The sequence below is a fragment of the Nostoc sp. CmiVER01 genome, assembly GCF_034531135.2.
Taxonomy (GTDB): Bacteria; Cyanobacteriota; Cyanobacteriia; order Cyanobacteriales; family Nostocaceae; genus Nostoc.
Genome location: NZ_JAVRBU020000011.1, coordinates 303,725 through 320,975 on the forward strand (window position 1 = coordinate 303,725; position 17,251 = coordinate 320,975).

The following is a 17,251-nucleotide window of genomic DNA, read 5'->3' on the forward strand; positions in this document are numbered from 1 at the left end:
ATGACCAATGACTAATGACTAACAAATGTATTTTGTGACATCCTCTCCACAGACATCGGTCAGGTAAGATAGAGCGCGGAAACGCAATCCTACAAATTCGTCATATAAAGGATTGAGTTTACATAGTGGTGGAATATCAATACACTTCCCAAATAATTTAATTTGTCGCTCAAAGGGACAACAACAAGGAATTGTTTGGCAAATTAGATGAGCGATGCGATTATTTTTAACCTGAATTCCATCCACTACACCACGCAACGGATTCAGAAGATTGTTAAACCATCCTCGTTTTTTCTGGTTAGGTGGATGGTAATTAGGATGAGGATGAGTGTGAGTATGTTCGTGAGTGTGATTGATGGTTTCCATCTATATATACCTTGGGTAAATGCTATCAAGAAAAAGGGGAGTTGGGGATGGGGGATTGGGCATTGGGCATTGGGTTTGGATATTTCCCTATTCCCTATTCCCTACTCCCTATTCCCCTTCTTCACCCTTTAATTAACACGTTGTGTTTCTACGCAATTTCTAACGAATCAAGTCGTAGGAAATATCTGTCTTAGAAGGAATGTTGGTGTTGCGATCGATTTCTTCAAACAGGGTGTTTACAGTCCAGTTGAGGAGGTTGATCACACCTTGATAACCAATGGTGGAGTAACGGTGTAAGTGGTGGCGATCCATGATGGGGTAGCCGATTCTCACAAGGGGAATCTTGGTGTCGCGCCACAGGTACTTACCGTAGGTGTTACCAACTAAGAAGTCTACTGGTTCTGTGAACAACAATGAACGCATGTGCCACAAGTCCTTACCAGGCCAAACAGTTGCATGTTGACCGAAGGGGCTAGAAGCAAGCAGTTCTTTCATTTCTGCTTCAAATACTTCATTGCTGTTGTGAACCAAGATATGCACAGGTTCAGCACCCATTTCTAGCATAAAGCCAACTACGCTATATACTAAATCTGGTTCGCCGTAGATAGCGAAGCGCTTGCCGTGAATCCATGAGTGGGAATCAGTCATGGCATCAACTGCCTGACCGCGTTCAATTTCCAATTGTTCGGGAATGGGGATACCACTCAATTCGCTGAGTTTCATCAAGAACTCATCAGTACCCTTAATGCCCCAAGGACGGGAAACTGAGGTTGGTTGCTTCCATTCTTTTTCGATGTACTCGCGGGTTTTGGGTGTAGAGTGTGCTTGCAGAGCGATCGTAGCTTTCGCATTGATTGAATCTGCTGCATCTTCTAACTTTGTACCACCTGGGTACATATCGAATTCACCTGTGTTTGGTGAATCCAAGTAGTCGCTATTGTCGGCTAAAATTGTGTAGTCAAAGCCGAACAAAGAAGCAATCCGCTTGATTTCGCGGTTGTTGCCTACGTAGGTGTCAAAACCTGGGATGAAGTTGATTTTACCATTGCTGGTTTCTTTCTTATGACCTGCGGTCAAGTTAGAAAGAATTCCCTTCATCATGTTGTCGTAACCAGTGATGTGGGAACCGACAAAGCTAGGGGTATGAGCGTAGGGTACTGGAAAATCTTGAGGAACTGAACCTGCACTCTTAGCGTTGTTGATGAAAGCTTGTAAGTCATCACCGATTACTTCTGCCATACAGGTGGTGCAGACAGCGATCATCTTGGGCTTGTACAGTTGGTAAGAGTTCGCCAAGCCGTCGATCATGTTTTGCAGACCACCAAACACGGCTGCATCTTCAGTCATTGAAGAAGATACACCAGAGAATGGTTCTTTGTAGTGACGGGTTAAGTGGGTGCGGAAGTAAGCAACGCAACCTTGAGAACCTTGAACGAAAGGTAGAGTACCTTCAAAACCAACAGCAGCAAAGATTGCTCCTAGTGGTTGACAACCTTTAGCAGGGTTAACGGTTAAAGCTTCACGAGCGAAGTTCTTTTCACGATAATCCCAACCCTTTGTCCACTCTGCAACCCGTTGTACTTCTTCGGCTTCGTGACCGTTTTCAAACTGCTTTTTGTTTTCAAATAGCTGTTGGTACTCAGGCTGGTGGAATAACTCGACGTGATCTTGAATTTTTTCTGGATTCTGAGGCATTTTCGGATCTCCAAGCTTACTGAATTCTTTACTAATCGAGAAATGAAGATTTAAGGCGGAGTGGGAATATGATTCAAAATTCAAAATGCAAAAATCAAAATAAATTTTTAATCTTTCAATTTTGAATTTTGGATTCCCAACTCCCACCTGGGGTTTTAGCCCCAGGTTATCCTTACTTATCTCTCTCTCCCATTTCCCTAAACGGCAGCCTTAGCCTTAGCTTCAGCCTTCTTAGCCTTAGCTGCTTCATTCCAAGGAGCGCCAATTAATCCCCAGGTTGGGCTGTTGAGTGCCAAGTCCATATCGCGTGCGAAGATGGCGAAGCCGTCATAACCGTGATAAGGGCCGGAGTAATCCTTTTTGTGGTTTAATTTTTTTCAACAGCCTAATGTTTGCAATAAACAGTGTCAGCGATAAACATTGTTCGCTGATAACACATTTATTTTTAGGCTAAATATAGGCTAAAAATACAGCATAACTAGGTTCAGAACTCACGCATCATCTAAATGTTGTCCTGAACCAAGGCGATTAAAAAATCGCCTGTTTTTTTGCTCATCTCTGCAAGCACAGCAGCAAAAAGAACACATGAGAACGAAAGTACTACTAGAATTAGAGAAAGTTAATCTGCGTTTGAAGTCTGCAAAGGCAAAGGTGACAATTAGAGAATCGAATGGAAGTCTGCAATTACGGGCGACGTTGCCAATTAAACCGGGAGACAAGGACAGCAACGGTACTGGGAGAAAGCAATACAATCTCAGTTTGAATATTCCCGCTAACTTGGATGGACTCAAGACGGCTGAGGAAGAAGCATACGAATTAGGGAAGTTAATCGCTCGTAAAACTTTTGAGTGGAATGATAAATATTTAGGTAATGAGTCGATTAAAAAAGAATTTAAAACTATAGGAGAATTACTCGAACAATTTGAAGAAGAGTATTTTAAGACTCATAAACGAACTACTAAAAGTCAACATACTTTTTTTTATTATTTTTCCCGAACTAAACGATTTACGAATCCTAAAGATTTAGCGATCGCTGAAAATTTGATAAGTTCCATTGAACAAATCGATAAGGAGTGGGCTAAATATAATGCAGCTAGAGCTATATCGGCATTTTGTATGACATTTAAAATCGAAATCGATTTATCTAAATATTCAAAGATGCCTGAGAATAGTTCCCGCAACATTCCTACAGATGCGGAAATAGCTGATGGAATTCTCAAGTTTGAAGATTATTTGCATAACAGAGGTAATCAAGTAAATCAAAATGTTCAAGATAGCTGGCAACTTTGGCGCTGGACGTATGGAATGTTAGCAGTTTTTGGTTTACGTCCACGGGAACTTTTTATTAATCCTGATATTGATTGGTGGTTGAGTGCAGAAAATACAGATTTGACATGGAAAGTTGATAAAGATTGTAAGACTGGTGAGAGAGAAGCATTGCCATTATATATGCAATGGATTGATGATTTTGATTTGAGAAATCCGAAATATTTAGAGATGTTAAGGGGTGCGATCGCTAAAAAAGATAACACCAATCACGCAGAGATAACGGCGTTAACACAGCGAGTTAGCTGGTGGTTTCGCAAGATAGGATTAGATTTTAAACCTTATGATTTACGCCACGCTTGGGCAATTCGGGCGCATATTCTGGGAATACCAATTAAAGCGGCGGCGGATAATTTGGGGCATAGTGTGCAAGTTCATACCCAAACTTATCAGCGTTGGTTTTCGCTAGATATGCGGAAGTTGGCGATTAATCAGGCTTTGAGCAAGAGAAATGAAGTTGAGTTGATTAAGGAAGAGAATGTTAAGTTGAGGATGGAGAATGAGAAATTGAGGTTGGAGATTGAGAAGTTAAAGATAGAGTTAGTTTATAACCGGAGTTAAATTTTTTCATAAAAATAGATGTGGTACATTGTGCAAGTGATTAAAGTAGCCTAGCACCTACTAATTATCTTTCCCACCTTCAAGTTGATATCCTTTACTAGTGCCTAAAAGCTTTTGAGTTTTATAGTTTCCTGCTTGAAGTATTTCTCCATTCAGTTCAACTCCACGTTCGCCTACAAGTAAGCCATTGAGGTCTTCAGCTATAAGAATAGCTGACTTTTCAATACTTTCATTTAGCTCATCTACTTCAAGTCCTGCTTCCTGTAATTTTTCCCTCAATTTAAGAATTGATTCTATTGCTTCAGTCTTGCGAGGAATTGATTCAATCTTCCCTTCGGTAGTTGTGTTTCTATACAAAAAACCAATTGTATCTTTGATCAAATCGGAAATAATCTGTATAACTTTAGGTTCTCCAAATATTTTTACGAATAAACTTCCTGACTCTATTTTCGCAATTCTGAGTGGAAAATCACTTTCAGATATGTGTAGAAGAAAGCAAAGTTCTGAATAAATTTTTTGTAGAATTTCTAATTTCGTTATAAAATCATTATATGTATATTCTGAATGCAATAAAAGTGAAAAGCAACCTAAAGAACTATCGTGTTCATAATTATTTTTAAGATTTATTTCAATCAAATTAGTTACATCTTCAATACTTTTTAATGAGTGGAACATATTTGTTCCTGAGTTAACTAATTCCACAGTTGAAGAATATGAGTAATCTTGAATAAATTTCTGGTATACATCTTCAAATTCTGTAATTTGAGAATTAATATTATTAATAAAAACGTTTTCTTGATTTAAATTTTGTTGTAAAAAACTAAAAACTGTTTTTAACCTACCGATGGAGAGAAAAAATAACTTAGGTTGTATTAAGGCTTTTATATCTGATTTGCAAGTATTTATCTGATTTCTATAATTAGTTAAATTTTGACTATTAGCGTTTGCATCTATTTTAGTATCTAAGAGATTGACCATTGAATTATTCATTATAATTCTGCAATTGTCTAACATAGCTAAACAATCCATAAATACCTTGTTGTCTGCACTTTGTAAAACTTCACGTAAAGTCTCAAGCTATTCTATTATCTGAAAGGATTGCATATCAAGTCTTTATTTATAAGTTTGTCTACACAAGCAATTTAGTTGCCTATCCTACTATAATGCGATCGCATCCGTAGTGTAGCGTGCGTTGCCGCAAATCGCAATGCACCTTTATCGTATCAGCAGGCGATCGCACCCCTCCCAAAGCATACATCTTCACAAAGTTGATTTACTCAAAAACAACGCCGCGATAAATTTCTGCCATCGATAATGCGATCGCAACTGAATTTAAAGAAATAGATACCTCTAAGCTGCTAAAATCACTAAGCAACCAACCTTCAGCTTGTTTACTGTAGCGTTCCACAAAAGGTTCATCTTGCTCGACTAATAAATATTCGCTAAAACTCGGAATTGATCGGTACATCCGAAATTTACTTTGGCGATCGTAATCTGCGGTGGAAGGAGATAGAACTTCAACAATCAGCGTGGGATTTAAGACTTCATCTAAACGTTCAGCATTTAATTGCGGTTCACCGTCAAAAACCATTACATCTGGGTATACTCCGCGTCGATGTTCGGGAATCCACAGCCGTAAATCGCTGTTAATTGGCTCGAATTGAGTATCACGCATCACAGTACTAAAGTAGGTCAGAATGTTCCGACCAATGCGGCTGTGTTTAAGGGTTCCTCCAGGCATGGGTACAATTTCTCCATCTCGGTATTCGCTGCGTCCTTCGGCTTTTTCTTCGATCGCACGATATTCATCCAAGCTGTAGCGGCGCGAGATGGTAGAAATCATAGGTCGTAAGCGATCGCATTGGCTATCAAACAACAATATTATTTTGTCACAAATTTGATTGTGAGGGGATATCTTCTCTTTTCTACGAGATGCTGCGCGATCGCCTTCAAATTCTGCAAAGACGAATTTACACCTAATGCTGCTTGAGTGAGATCAACGATAGAATTTAGGCAAAGACTTTATCTTTCTGGTTAGCTATCTACGATGTCTGCAAGAGATAGGTTTCATGAACTGGTTAGAACTGCCCTTGAAAAGGAAGGGTGGATAATTACTCACGATCCATACCACATTGATTTGGGTTTTGTTGATTTTTATATCGATTTAGGTGCGGAACTGTTGCTAGCAGCGACAAAGGATGAAGAAAAGATTGCAGTTGAAATCAAAACATTTTTAGCAGCCTCAACAATTTCTGAGTTTCATACTGCAATTGGACAATTTATTAACTACCGCATTGCTTTGGAAGATGACGATCCAGAGCGGAGGTTATATTTGGCAGTTCCGCTCGACGTTTATAAGCGATTTTTCAGATATCCATTTATTCAAACGGTCATTGTCCGTAACAAAATTCCCCTTTTGGTGTATGACACAGAAAAACAGGAGATTGCAGAATGGATAAGCTAAATTTGTATCGTGAACTAATTCAGAAATTATTGACGGCGCGAGGAAAGTTGCGTTCTGAGAGTGATCCAATAGAAAGTCAAACCATTTTTGATACTACAAAAGACCACTATCAGCTTGTGCATGTGGGATGGAAGGATAGTAGTACCCGAATTTACGGCTGTGTGCTGCATGTAGATATTAAAGATGGAAAAATTTGGGTGCAGCATGATGGAACAGAGGATGCACTCGCAGATCAACTTGTGAGCGAGGGAGTGCCTAAGCAAGATATTGTGATAGCATATCATGCACCTCATGTACGGCAGTATACAGAGTTTGCTGTAGGCTAAACCTATTTAAAAAGCCTGTTTGCGATCGCTCCTCGCAAACAGACTTGACTTTTTCACCTTTCTAATTAAGCTTGTTCCCAAAGCTGACGTACATAATCAGGTAGCCAGCTAGCAATTTCCTGAATCCGTTCTTCGGAAAGTTCGTCTTTGGTGGCAGAAAACACTGCTTTAACCGCTTGCTCTCGCTCGACTGATCGCGGCATTCCACTTTCATTAGCAACTCGGAAGAGGAAGCGATCAGAATCGATCTTGAAGATGCCTGGGCCTTGCCAAGGTGGACGAACCCGGCTCAAAAATCTCACAAGTGGATTGCTATCTCTCCAGAGATCAGACACTTCAAACTGGAGTGCTTTTTCATCAGTAGGCACAGCCTCTGTATGCAGTTCTGCTTCTACGCGATCGCTAGCTTCTGTTGTCATTAAGTCGCGCATAACGCGAAACACAACTTCGGTAAAGTCTCTTGCATCATAGGGATCTGCAAATCCGGCTTTAACCTGGACTTTTTCTAAAAATGAGCGATGTTCGTCAGCGATCGCAGTTCGAGTATCTTCAATCTCTGTTGGATCAACTTCTGGAATATCTGTTCTAAAACTTTGATCTGGCATTGTTTTTTCTTCTAGTTATTAATTTTGAGTCTTTATGCTTACCTTATGTAAGGTCGCACAAATCAAAAACCCTTAGTATCATCCAGAAGTTTGAGATGGTATCTATTCTAAAGTTAGAAATTCATCTGATCTGTTCATAGCTGTAAAGTCATGGTTGAGGTGAGGAGAGCAATACTTCTGATGTTTGTACCCGTCTGTGTCGAAAACCAGTCAAAATAAATAAGTTGGTATAAAATCAGCCGAAACAAAGATGCTAGAAACAACAAACATCGAAATTAACACCTCCTATGTCAAAGTACCCAACGATGACTTAGAAATCGATGCTTACTTAGCTCAACCAGCACAAAACGGGACTTTTGGCGCGATTATAGTCTTTCCAGAAATTTTTGGAATCAATAGTAATATTCGAGATATTACAGAATTAATTGCCAAACAAGGATACGTGGCAATAGCTCCGACAATGTATCAACGTATTGCTCCCGGTTTTGAGGCTGATTTTAGCGCTGAAGATGTTGGGTTTAGCCCAGAAGCCTATCGCCTGGGCTTGGAATATTATCAACAAGTAAAATATCAAGAGATATTTAGCGATATTCAAGCTACCATTACCTACCTCAAAACTTTACCCAATGTAAAAAATAATGCAATTGGCGTCATTGGTTTCTGTTTTGGCGGTCATGTTGCTTATATGGCTGCAACTTTACCCGATATCAAAGCAACAGCTTCATTCTACGGTGGTGGGATTACTACTTCCAGTTATGGTGAAGAGACTCCAACTATTAATCGCACCTTGGAAATTAAAGGTACTATTTATGCATTTTTTGGTACAAGAGATGCATTAGTTTCGCAAGAGGAAAACGAGCAAATTGAGGCAGAATTAAATAAACAGAATATCAATCATCGTGTATTTCGATACGATGCAGGACACGGATTTTTTGCCGGATTCTTTAAAGACAAGTACCCATTTATAGAACAACACCCAAGTTACAATCCCGAAGCTGCTCCTGATGCTTGGCAACATGTTTTAGAACTGTTTCAGAATCACTTGTGAAACTGCGATCGCACTCTTGTTCAATAAGTGCGATCCTATTGCTTTTAAGCTTTTGAATTTTTCAGCAGCAATTGACAACCGCATAAAAACGGGTTTGGATTTTCTATGCGATTATCCGCAAGTACTTCAATAGTCAGCTTGCTGTGATAAATTAACTCGTCATAGTCCATCAATGCATTCCACTTGATTTTGCCAGTCGGGAAGCCTAACTGTGAACTAGCATCAAATATTAATTCTTGCCATTTCTGAAACTCTGGATCTTGCGATTTGCAGTAATCGAGAATGGCAATAAATGCACCAGGCTTGGTAACTCGTAGAATTTCCTTAAGAGCAAGAACTGGATCGTTAACGACACAGAAAGTAAATCCTGACGCTGCTGCATCAAAGCTATTATCAGGAAAATCAAGATTGCACATATCCGATACCTTAAAGGTGATGTTTGCGGATATGCGCTTTTTACGTGCTTCATCCATCATCTTCTCGGAAAGATCAACACCGACGACATGCACACCTTCAGGGTAGGCTGAAAGATTAAGACCTGTTCCTACCGCAGCATCTAGTACGGTTTGTCCTGGCTTAAGCTGCAAAGAAGCAATTAGAGGTTCGCGTTCAATGTGCCAGTAACGCTTCATAATTGCGTCATAATCCACTGCGCCTTGATCGTAGGTTTCGATCACCTGATTTATCTGCATAGGTTCCTGAACAAATATAACTACTGATTTTTAATTTCTTAATATACGTATAATAAAATACTTAAACTTGATTGACTACCGTAATAATAGCTAGATAATTTGGCAATTCCAAATTAGTATTAAGTTAAACTACTCCATGAACTTTTAGCTGGAGAGGAACTTGAATGATAAACTCGGTTCCTTCTCCAGGATTTGAAAAGCACTCCAGTTTGCCGCCATGTTTTTCTGTAATAATTTGGTAGCTGATAGACATACCCATTCCAGTTCCTTTGCCAATGGGTTTGGTAGTGAAAAAGGGATCGAATATTCGTTGCTGAAATTCTTTGGAAATACCGACTCCGTTATCAGCGATCGCTACTTCTACCCAGGTTAAGTTAACTACCGATGTGCGAATCCTAATTTGACTAGGATTGTCTTCAATCTCTTGATAAGTACGCTTGACATTGCTTTCTTCTAAAGCATCAATCGCATTTACTAAAATATTCATGAACACCTGATTGAGTTGTCCGGCATAGCATTCTATTAAAGGTACATTGCCATAGTCTTTGATCACTTCAATTTCAGGTTGTTCTGGTTTAGCTTTGAGACGGTGTTGCAAAATCATCAAGGTACTGTCGATGCCCTCATGAATATCGACCCTTTTAAATTCTGCTTCATCGGTGCGAGAGAAATTCCGCAGTGACAGTACAATTTGGCGAATCCGCTCAGTACCCACTTTCATAGAAGACAACATTTTTGGCAAGTCTGACTGCAAAAACTCCAGATCCATATCTTCAATAGCAATTTGAATTTCAGAAGCAGGATTAGAATCATATTGCTGATACAACTGCACAAGTGCTAATAAATCCTGAGTATATTCCTGCACATGGATAAGGTTGCCATGAATAAAGTTGACTGGGTTATTAATTTCGTGTGCAACTCCAGCAACTAGTTGTCCGAGACTAGACATCTTTTCACTTTGAATCACTTGAGATTGAGTGCGCTGCAATTCCCTTAATGCATTTTTGAGTTCAATAGTACGTTCTTCTACCCGATCTTCTAGTTCTTCCTTATTTTTCTCTAGGGCAGTAAACGATTCGTGTAATTGCCGTGCCATGTAGTTGAAAGAGTTAGACAAGATATTAAGTTCTTGAATGTTGCTAGTTTCTACTGTCTGATCTAAATTGCCAGATGCCATTGCCTCACTTGCCCAACTCAGGCGCAGAATCGGGCGTACAATCCAATGAGAGGTGAACACACCCATCATTGAGGCAATAACCAATGCGCCAAAACAAAGGGCGATCGTGGTTTGCGTGTTGGCATTAATTTGCGCCATAAATGCGTTTTCTGGCACACTAACGACTACCAGCCAATCCAAGCCAAACTTGTCACGCCAAGGTGCAACATCGACAAAATGCCGTTTTCCTTGCACCTCAAGCTGAAAATCTGTGTCTTTAGTGATGGACTTAAACCCGTTGAAGGTTTGGAGGTGTCTGGCGATGTTCTGTATCATTGGATTGGGGCTGTTAATCGCCCGCAATCTCTGCACTTTTTGATTAACGAGGGTAAATGGTTTCTCTGTACCAGAACTGGCAACTAATGTGCCATCGCGCTCTAAAAGGAATACTTGTCCAGACTTACTAACATCTAAACTGCGTAAAAAATCGCTGAGTTTCAACAGATGAATATCCGTAGCAATCATTCCCAGCAAGCGATTTTGCGAATCATAGATGGGACGACTAGCAGAGGCAGCAATGTAGGGGCCTGTTGGGAAATTTGCAGTATAAATCTTTGCCCAAATAGGTTTACCTGCGGCGATGGGTTGGGTATACCAAGATTCCTTAGAATTTTCCCAATCCCACCTAGCATTGACCTGAGTTCGATTACCTTGATTATCGGTAGCGTAGGTGTAAGTATTATTTGGAGGCTTGGCAGTCCAATCATCAATGGTAATTGTCTTGCCATCATAACGAGCAGCACCTAATCCCTCACCCGTAGTTAGTCCCATGCCAATATAAGTCAGGTCATACAGGCGGATCTGATCCCAGAAATACTTGCCAAGGGTTTTGCGATCGCGTATATCTAATATTCCCCTATGGATAGCATCTGCATTGATCTGATTAAGGGTTTGCGGAATGGAAAGATGAGACTTTAAATGCTCATCCACTACCTCGCTAGTACGATCTATCAACTGCTCTGCCAAGTGGTTAACTGCTCTTTGTCCATTTTTAAAGGACAAATAACCTACTAAACTTACTGCTGCAAAAATCTGAATAAGGAAGGGAACAACAAGAACAATCTGTAATGGAAACGCTTTACCTTTGCTAGAATAGTGAGATTTCATTGGCAACTAGAAGTTGAGTTTAATCTGATTTACTTCTATAGTTCCCAAGATGCCCACATACTCACCTTTGTTTAGATTTTTTTGTCAAGCTGTAGGGTGCATTGCGCTTTAGCGAATACTAACGGATAAATATTTTGATAAAACAGCGATGTCTACAACGAGCTATGACGCTCCTGCGTCGCTAACGCTACGCTATCGGCGTCGCAATTATTTAGGTTTGACAAAATTTTCAGTACTACGGCACATCTTAACTTGTCGCTACAGTTGTTTTTCCATTCTTGCCTTCCACACTAGCAACAAATGACGGTTGCTCCGCGTTAGGAGTTTGCGATTGGCCTCGCAGTCCCTTACGACGCTGGTTTTTAGGAACTCCTCCCGCCATGCCATACTCTACACTGTTTTTGCCATATCGAGTCCCAACTGCCATCAGCATGTATTCTGTCATATCTCCCAACTCGCTTTCTGTTTCCAGCATTTCCTGATACAACTTATCCAAGCTAGAAAGGGCACTATTGTAAGCATTTTCTTTAGATCGCATCTTCTCGATCAGGGTTGAAAAAGTAGGTAAGGTAAGTCCATTGCCTAAATCTAACCTCGGATCAATTGAGTTTATGCTAGCGGCACGGCGCACTGCTTTTTCTAACACTACGGAAGTTCTTTTTCTACGAGCCATAATCTACACCTTGGAATCTAGTATGGTTAATATTCTTTACCTTAAATAACTGACCTATAGATCAGCTTGAGAGAATTCCGGCAAATCTGCAATAGTTTTTGCTACATAGCGATCTTTGTCATGAATGCGCGAACTACTGAAATAAGAAAGTAAACTGGGGTTTGAGAAAGTAAGAGCTTCTTTTACTTGCGGAAAACACCATAATGAGAAAGTAAAAGCTTATTTTACTTGCAGAAAATACCTAAATGAATAAGTCATAAAGCATTTTGACTAAGTAAAAGTTTATTTTACTTGTAGAAAACGCAAAAATAAATAAGTCATAAGCCATTTTGAGAAAGTAAAAGCTCATTTTGTGTGTGACAAATACCTAAATGAATAAGTCATAAGGCATTTTGAGAAAGTAAAAGCTCATTTTGCTAACTAAAGAGAAATGCTAAGTAAGTATAAGTCTTTAATGTAGCTTGAGACCACGATTGAATTATTGCTGGGAAAAACTTCGTATGGCGACTGTTGCAATATATATTTTGTTGAGAATACTCAGCTATAGAACTACTCAATACTTCTCAAATCAAGTTTAGTGAAGGACAATAAGCTATGTCATCAACTATGCAAATCGACAGTGCTGCAATCAAAATTGATAGATAATAACGCGGCAGTATAACACTTTTTTGGATCAGTAATGCTGAGGCGTGGTTAACATTGATTTGAGTGAACAGCCAACTTATACTAATTTGCCTACATTTGACCAAAGCTCGGTTCACTTAGAACCGAGCTTTTATTGAGATTTTATTTGATAAGTGCTATGAAATTTAGAAGATGTTTTAAAAGACCCGAAAGGTATAATTTCGCAGTTCTGCCTGGGCTAAATAATACTGCACGCTTTGTGCATTTTCAACTCGGAATTGGGTTTTGGGTAAAGGTTAAAGATTTTTTCTTTTCCCTTTCCCATTCTTTTTTTCCCCTTAACCGACAAGTATTGTCTGGGCTAAGTACAACGCCAAATTAATTTTTTAGCTATGTACTAATATGCAATAATTTGCTAATTATGAGAGCGAAAAATCTTTTAAAACATCATCTTAAACAAATACAATTGCTTTTGGATTAAGACAAAGAAATTTTACTTGCGAGTTAGGTTAAGCAGTTCTTTGGGAGAAGCAAGTAAGTCAATAGCCACAAAGTAAATTTGACCTTGAGGATCGAGTAAAAATCGCCAAGCAATGTTCATCCCAACATTACCTCCGAACCAAGGAGTTTCGACTGTACCAGTAATTTTGTGCTGTGTGTAACCATCTTCTATCGTTTCCGAAACGCCTTTGGTTGGCTTCATCACTAACCCTTGTCCCTCATCTCTTAGGTAAGCAGTGATAGCTTCTCGGCCAACAATTGGTTTTTGGAAAGGTGGTTGCAACGCACCATTGTTAGCAAATAAAGCAACAGCAGCTTCAAAGTTATCTGCATTCATGGCTTCAATGTATTTCAGCACTGTGGGTTCTGTAACTCCCTCAATAGTAAATTGGGGACTTAGAGATGAACGTGGGAACTTAAAGTTTATGACTTCTGCCTGTTTATTATCAGCCAGAGACGGATCAAACCCCATATTTACTACAGTATTGCGTAGTACAGTAATTTGCTGACTCGAATCGATTTTTTGAACAGCTTCTAGCACTGCTTTAACTTGGGTTGACATTTGATAGCCAGCTGGCATAGGAGCGACTATACCCTGTTTCATCCACTCTCCTAACTGCCACCAGAATCCCAATTTGGCATTGACACCAAAGTATGCATAAGAACGGCTGATAGGAGTATCAGCATTACTTGCTAAATCTCTCATTAACTGTGTTTGTTGTTCATGAGACATCTGCTTAATTTCGTTGAATATACCTTCCATTAATTGGAGATTGGCTTTTCCAGGAGCAGCTGGAGTAATTGTACGACCTAGTTCAGCGTAGGCATACCAGAGAAATGCCAATTGATCGTCAACGTTGAGTTTAGCAAACATTGCCGTAGTGGCTGGAACAGCATCTGCCACTTGAGTGCTAGAAAAAATATTCCGTGCAGATTCGATAGTATAACTCATGCTTGTTACCTCAAATATTTATCTATTAAGTAGTTGTTTTCGGCTACATTTTGCAGTTTGAGGGATAAATCTAGGGCATTTTTCCTGGATGACACAATTATCCCTAGATATTCAAATTCCAATTATTATTCACTACTCTGGCATCATAGCTGGTAAACATTAACAAAAGACTAAGATTTATAAGAGATTTATCTGATGAATATCATTGAATGAAATGTATATCTACTGTTTTTTTCAATTTATGGTCTAACAAAGGTAATTTTTTCAAAAGTATATCCTTCGAAAGGAAGATATATAATTAGATAGCATCTATCTTTATAGATAAATATATCTATTTTTTGAGCTTTTTCGGCAATAAAAATAGAATTTGGTAATTGCTTAAATTAGTTATTTTAATTACTGTATGTGTTGGAGTAGATTTATGTTTAGCCGTAGGTTGGGCTAAATAAAGTGAAGTTTGTCTAATGTAAACCCTTGGTTCATTTATTAGTAAAATGCAAGTTACAAATTTTTTTGCGATCGCCATTTAGTTAGGGGATGACTTTGCATCAATCGGTGAAGCCAATTCTCTGGAGATTATGTGTAGGTCAATTGCTCAATCCTACCTGGACTGTATTAAATAATTGATTACACCTAAAATTATTATATGAGTCGGGTAGAACAAATAAAACCATCTAGCCCGTGAACCTTGTATCCCCTTGAATTGAAAAACAATGAATCCTGCAAAAATTGCCCAAATTTGAAATATATAATTTATAGATAGAATTACTATAATTAAGTGTAAGCTGCACCAGTAGAGCAACCATACTCTGGGATTGAGTTTGTCTATTAAAGACATCAATAAAATTACTGCAATCCCATATCCTCCATACTCAAATTTCAAAACCTCAGAAACTACTGCACACAATCCAATAATTATTAATTGCTGCCATAATTGTGGACAAAACCTTACTAAGCGCAACATTACAAGTCCAAGAAGAAGCGTGAAGAGAATATTAAATGAGAACTTTTGGAAAACAACAATATAGATTGGCTGAGATATAATTGCTGTAATTAATAGCCTGCTTCCATAACGGTACACATTTTGGGTGTGTTTTTCGCCTGTAGCCAGAAGCCATGCAAAGAGGGGAAAGCTCAATCGCCCAATAAAGTGCAATATTAAAAAGTCTGGCATTAACAAATAGCACACATGATCCATAACCATGAACACTGCTGCTAAGATTTTAATGCTGAAAGCTGAAAATTTAATCATAAGGTTGAGTTTTACCGTCAAAATTACTACATAGGTTATTAGCGATCGCTTACTAGTTCAAAAAACATCCTGACTGAAATCCTCCGCTTCTTGAGGGTTGTCCAAACCTTCGACGCCAGTCAAAAACTGGAGGATAACCTTAGCTTGCTGGGTTGACTACGGCTTTCTAACTTATCTATAGATTCATCAACCCGATGAATAAAAATCAAGATTTTTAATTTTTATTTGATAAAGGTAATAAAAGAGCGCTACTAAATACTAGCAATTTGATAACATTAACAAAGTTGATGATTGTTTACGACCCAAATTAGGCGATATCTACGACGGGCTAACGCCTACGCCCTCTTCAGCAGATTGGCAGAAATACTATGGCAAAGCGTAAAAAAAGCAATCTCCAGTGGATTAAAGAAACCCTTGAACTAAAGCCTGACCATCATTGGGAATCTCCATCAGGCTATAAAATATTTGTTGCGAATCGTGGAGCTGTTCGCTTCAATGTTCCCCAAGATTGGGTTTTTGAGCCACAAGAAAAATCTTTCAAGTTCCTTGATAAAAAACCCCCTAACGATGATTGTTGTCTAGAAGTATCTTTTAATCCTCTGCCACCCAACGATTGGAGCAAGTTTCCCCTAAAATCTACCTTGAAGAAAGTTCTGGAAAACGACAGCCGCAACATCATTGCTAAGGGAGAAATTATTACCGTCAAGCGCCAAACCGCCAAAATTGTCTGGACAGAGATGAAGTTCATTGACACTCAGGAAGAACCACGGGAAGCTTTTTCGCGGACTTGCATTGCTTTGGGGTCGAATATTCAGTGTTTAATTACATTCGATTATTGGGCAGATCAAGCAGAACAATTAATACCCGTTTGGGATGAAGCGATTCGTAGTCTCACACTAGGGTTGTATATTCGTGACCCAATGACTGGTTTAGCTTTCCCAGACTAAAATCAGCAATACTGTTACTTGCAACCGCTCAACTGTACTGTTATGCGGCTCAGACTTAGTGCGATCGCCAGAAAATCAACAAATTATGTTACGCTGTCAGGGTTATTTGCCAAATGATTAATAAATCTAAATTCCGAAAATTAAAACCACCTAATGCAGCTTTCTCTTTTTACTGATTCTATCCATCCGGCTCTTGCACCAACAAATCTTACAAGCTCACTTCATCCTATTCACAGGTGGGTAAATTTTATAGCTGGATATTCACCTGAGTTTGTCTCAGTATGTATCCGAGAAGCTGGTTTATCTTCGGGAGATATAATTTTAGATCCTTTCGGTGGCTTAGGAACTACACCAGTCCAGAGTTTACTTGATGGTTTCAGTTGCATTACCTGTGAAGCTAATCCTTACTTTGCTGATCTTGCAACAGCAAAGTGTCAAGCTGCGCTTGGCGCTATTAACCCTGATGAAGTTTTCTCTACTTTACATCAACTTTCTCCATATAAAGGAGAATTAGAAGATATCTATTCAGTTGATGCTTTAACGTTTCTGAAGAAACTAATTCCAGAAACCGAACTTAGAGTCCTTGTGAATGCAAGACTCAAAGGATTAGAAATTACTCCAGATAATAAGTTTTTTTATAGATTGGTAGTCTCTGTTATTCTTGAACTAACGAGCAAATCTCAAACTGATGGTATCTACAAAGCACCTACAACTAAGAAAAAATCAAATTCCTTTAAAGATGCTTTGTTACGGGTTGAGTCACAAATAATGGAAGACTTAGATTTAATAACAAAAAAACAGAATATAAGCTATGACCTTTTCTATCTTTGCCAAGCTTTTGATTTGCTCACTATTGGCGTTTTTGTACAGTATCTTCGCTATTGCACCAGAGTATT

Annotated in this window: 15 protein-coding genes and 2 pseudogenes; 6 read left to right on the plus strand and 11 right to left on the minus strand. The window is 39.0% G+C overall.

The window, feature by feature from the left end:
* Positions 1-18: 18 nt before the first annotated feature.
* The 3 genes and pseudogenes from RMZ43_RS20985 to RMZ43_RS20995 form a co-directional block, all read right to left on the minus strand.
* Positions 19-366, minus strand: coding sequence for a Mo-dependent nitrogenase C-terminal domain-containing protein (locus RMZ43_RS20985; protein ID WP_174710318.1), 348 nt, complete (start codon positions 364-366; stop codon positions 19-21).
* A 159-nt stretch (positions 367-525) separates the two neighbouring features.
* Positions 526-2,061 carry a nitrogenase molybdenum-iron protein subunit beta gene (nifK, locus tag RMZ43_RS20990; RefSeq protein WP_322655405.1) on the minus strand — a complete coding sequence of 512 codons (1,536 nt, stop codon included), beginning with the start codon at positions 2,059-2,061 and terminating at the stop codon, positions 526-528.
* A 197-nt stretch (positions 2,062-2,258) separates the two neighbouring features.
* A pseudogene (locus tag RMZ43_RS20995) lies at positions 2,259-2,426 on the minus strand (nitrogenase molybdenum-iron protein alpha chain); the annotation flags it as partial.
* A gap of 178 nt (positions 2,427-2,604) precedes the next feature.
* Here RMZ43_RS20995 and RMZ43_RS21000 point away from each other — a divergent pair.
* Positions 2,605-3,948: pseudogene (locus tag RMZ43_RS21000) on the plus strand (site-specific integrase); the annotation flags it as partial.
* 60 nt (positions 3,949-4,008) lie between these two features.
* Here RMZ43_RS21000 and RMZ43_RS21005 read toward each other — a convergent pair.
* Together RMZ43_RS21005 and RMZ43_RS21010 are read right to left on the minus strand one after the other, a co-directional pair.
* Positions 4,009-4,938 carry a hypothetical protein gene (locus tag RMZ43_RS21005; RefSeq protein WP_322650924.1) on the minus strand — a complete coding sequence of 310 codons (930 nt, stop codon included), beginning with the start codon at positions 4,936-4,938 and terminating at the stop codon, positions 4,009-4,011.
* A 283-nt stretch (positions 4,939-5,221) separates the two neighbouring features.
* Positions 5,222-5,791 carry a Uma2 family endonuclease gene (locus RMZ43_RS21010; RefSeq protein ID WP_322650966.1) on the minus strand — a complete coding sequence of 190 codons (570 nt, stop codon included), beginning with the start codon at positions 5,789-5,791 and terminating at the stop codon, positions 5,222-5,224.
* Positions 5,792-5,995: 204 nt separating this feature from the next.
* On the opposite strand from RMZ43_RS21010, the gene RMZ43_RS21015 reads away from it, so the two are divergent.
* Positions 5,996-6,412, plus strand: a complete 417-nt coding sequence (locus RMZ43_RS21015; RefSeq protein ID WP_322655403.1) for a XisH family protein — start codon at positions 5,996-5,998, stop codon at positions 6,410-6,412.
* Positions 6,400-6,738: a XisI protein gene (locus tag RMZ43_RS21020; protein WP_322650926.1), complete on the plus strand. Its 339-nt coding sequence runs from the start codon at positions 6,400-6,402 to the stop codon at positions 6,736-6,738. Before RMZ43_RS21015 ends, RMZ43_RS21020 begins: the two co-directional genes overlap by 13 nt.
* Before the next feature lie 65 nt (positions 6,739-6,803).
* Here RMZ43_RS21020 and RMZ43_RS21025 read toward each other — a convergent pair whose 3' ends face one another.
* Positions 6,804-7,343, minus strand: coding sequence for a DUF2267 domain-containing protein (locus RMZ43_RS21025; protein ID WP_322655402.1), 540 nt, complete (start codon positions 7,341-7,343; stop codon positions 6,804-6,806).
* Positions 7,344-7,593: 250 nt separating this feature from the next.
* Between RMZ43_RS21025 and RMZ43_RS21030 the strand changes: the two genes are divergently transcribed.
* The gene (locus tag RMZ43_RS21030) at positions 7,594-8,391 is read left to right on the plus strand and encodes a dienelactone hydrolase family protein (RefSeq protein ID WP_322650928.1); all 798 of its coding nucleotides are present in this window, start codon (positions 7,594-7,596) and stop codon (positions 8,389-8,391) included.
* Between the two features lie 44 nt (positions 8,392-8,435).
* Here RMZ43_RS21030 and RMZ43_RS21035 read toward each other — a convergent pair whose 3' ends face one another.
* The 5 genes from RMZ43_RS21035 to RMZ43_RS21055 form a co-directional block, all read right to left on the minus strand.
* The gene (locus RMZ43_RS21035; RefSeq protein ID WP_322650929.1) at positions 8,436-9,083 is read right to left on the minus strand and encodes a class I SAM-dependent methyltransferase; all 648 of its coding nucleotides are present in this window, start codon (positions 9,081-9,083) and stop codon (positions 8,436-8,438) included.
* A gap of 124 nt (positions 9,084-9,207) precedes the next feature.
* The gene (locus RMZ43_RS21040) at positions 9,208-11,406 is read right to left on the minus strand and encodes a sensor histidine kinase (protein WP_322655401.1); all 2,199 of its coding nucleotides are present in this window, start codon (positions 11,404-11,406) and stop codon (positions 9,208-9,210) included.
* 247 nt (positions 11,407-11,653) lie between these two features.
* Positions 11,654-12,079: a hypothetical protein gene (locus RMZ43_RS21045; protein ID WP_322655400.1), complete on the minus strand. Its 426-nt coding sequence runs from the start codon at positions 12,077-12,079 to the stop codon at positions 11,654-11,656.
* A gap of 1,117 nt (positions 12,080-13,196) precedes the next feature.
* Positions 13,197-14,156, minus strand: coding sequence for an orange carotenoid protein N-terminal domain-containing protein (locus RMZ43_RS21050; RefSeq protein WP_322655399.1), 960 nt, complete (start codon positions 14,154-14,156; stop codon positions 13,197-13,199).
* Positions 14,157-14,757: 601 nt separating this feature from the next.
* Positions 14,758-15,408, minus strand: a complete 651-nt coding sequence (locus RMZ43_RS21055; RefSeq protein WP_322655398.1) for a TraX family protein — start codon at positions 15,406-15,408, stop codon at positions 14,758-14,760.
* A 368-nt stretch (positions 15,409-15,776) separates the two neighbouring features.
* On the opposite strand from RMZ43_RS21055, the gene RMZ43_RS21060 reads away from it, so the two are divergent.
* Positions 15,777-16,355 carry a hypothetical protein gene (locus RMZ43_RS21060; RefSeq protein ID WP_109012220.1) on the plus strand — a complete coding sequence of 193 codons (579 nt, stop codon included), beginning with the start codon at positions 15,777-15,779 and terminating at the stop codon, positions 16,353-16,355.
* A 153-nt stretch (positions 16,356-16,508) separates the two neighbouring features.
* Positions 16,509-17,251: hypothetical protein (locus tag RMZ43_RS21065; RefSeq protein ID WP_428850905.1), on the plus strand; the 743-nt coding region annotated here is incomplete at its 3' end.

Bases quoted from the DNA above. Each gene is read 5' to 3' on its own strand.
- RMZ43_RS21030 (WP_322650928.1), top strand. From the start codon at position 7,594: ATGCTAGAAACAACAAACATCGAAATTAACACCTCCTATGTCAAAGTA.
- RMZ43_RS21035 (WP_322650929.1), bottom strand. From the start codon at position 9,083: ATGCAGATAAATCAGGTGATCGAAACCTACGATCAAGGCGCAGTGGAT.
- RMZ43_RS20985 (WP_174710318.1), bottom strand. From the start codon at position 366: ATGGAAACCATCAATCACACTCACGAACATACTCACACTCATCCTCAT.
- RMZ43_RS21060 (WP_109012220.1), top strand. From the start codon at position 15,777: ATGGCAAAGCGTAAAAAAAGCAATCTCCAGTGGATTAAAGAAACCCTT.
- RMZ43_RS21010 (WP_322650966.1), bottom strand. From the start codon at position 5,791: ATGATTTCTACCATCTCGCGCCGCTACAGCTTGGATGAATATCGTGCG.
- RMZ43_RS21045 (WP_322655400.1), bottom strand. From the start codon at position 12,079: ATGGCTCGTAGAAAAAGAACTTCCGTAGTGTTAGAAAAAGCAGTGCGC.
- RMZ43_RS21015 (WP_322655403.1), top strand. From the start codon at position 5,996: ATGTCTGCAAGAGATAGGTTTCATGAACTGGTTAGAACTGCCCTTGAA.
- RMZ43_RS21040 (WP_322655401.1), bottom strand. From the start codon at position 11,406: ATGAAATCTCACTATTCTAGCAAAGGTAAAGCGTTTCCATTACAGATT.
- RMZ43_RS21055 (WP_322655398.1), bottom strand. From the start codon at position 15,408: ATGATTAAATTTTCAGCTTTCAGCATTAAAATCTTAGCAGCAGTGTTC.
- RMZ43_RS21025 (WP_322655402.1), bottom strand. From the start codon at position 7,343: ATGCCAGATCAAAGTTTTAGAACAGATATTCCAGAAGTTGATCCAACA.
- RMZ43_RS21050 (WP_322655399.1), bottom strand. From the start codon at position 14,156: ATGAGTTATACTATCGAATCTGCACGGAATATTTTTTCTAGCACTCAA.
- RMZ43_RS21020 (WP_322650926.1), top strand. From the start codon at position 6,400: ATGGATAAGCTAAATTTGTATCGTGAACTAATTCAGAAATTATTGACG.
- RMZ43_RS21005 (WP_322650924.1), bottom strand. From the start codon at position 4,938: ATGAATAATTCAATGGTCAATCTCTTAGATACTAAAATAGATGCAAAC.
- nifK (WP_322655405.1), bottom strand. From the start codon at position 2,061: ATGCCTCAGAATCCAGAAAAAATTCAAGATCACGTCGAGTTATTCCAC.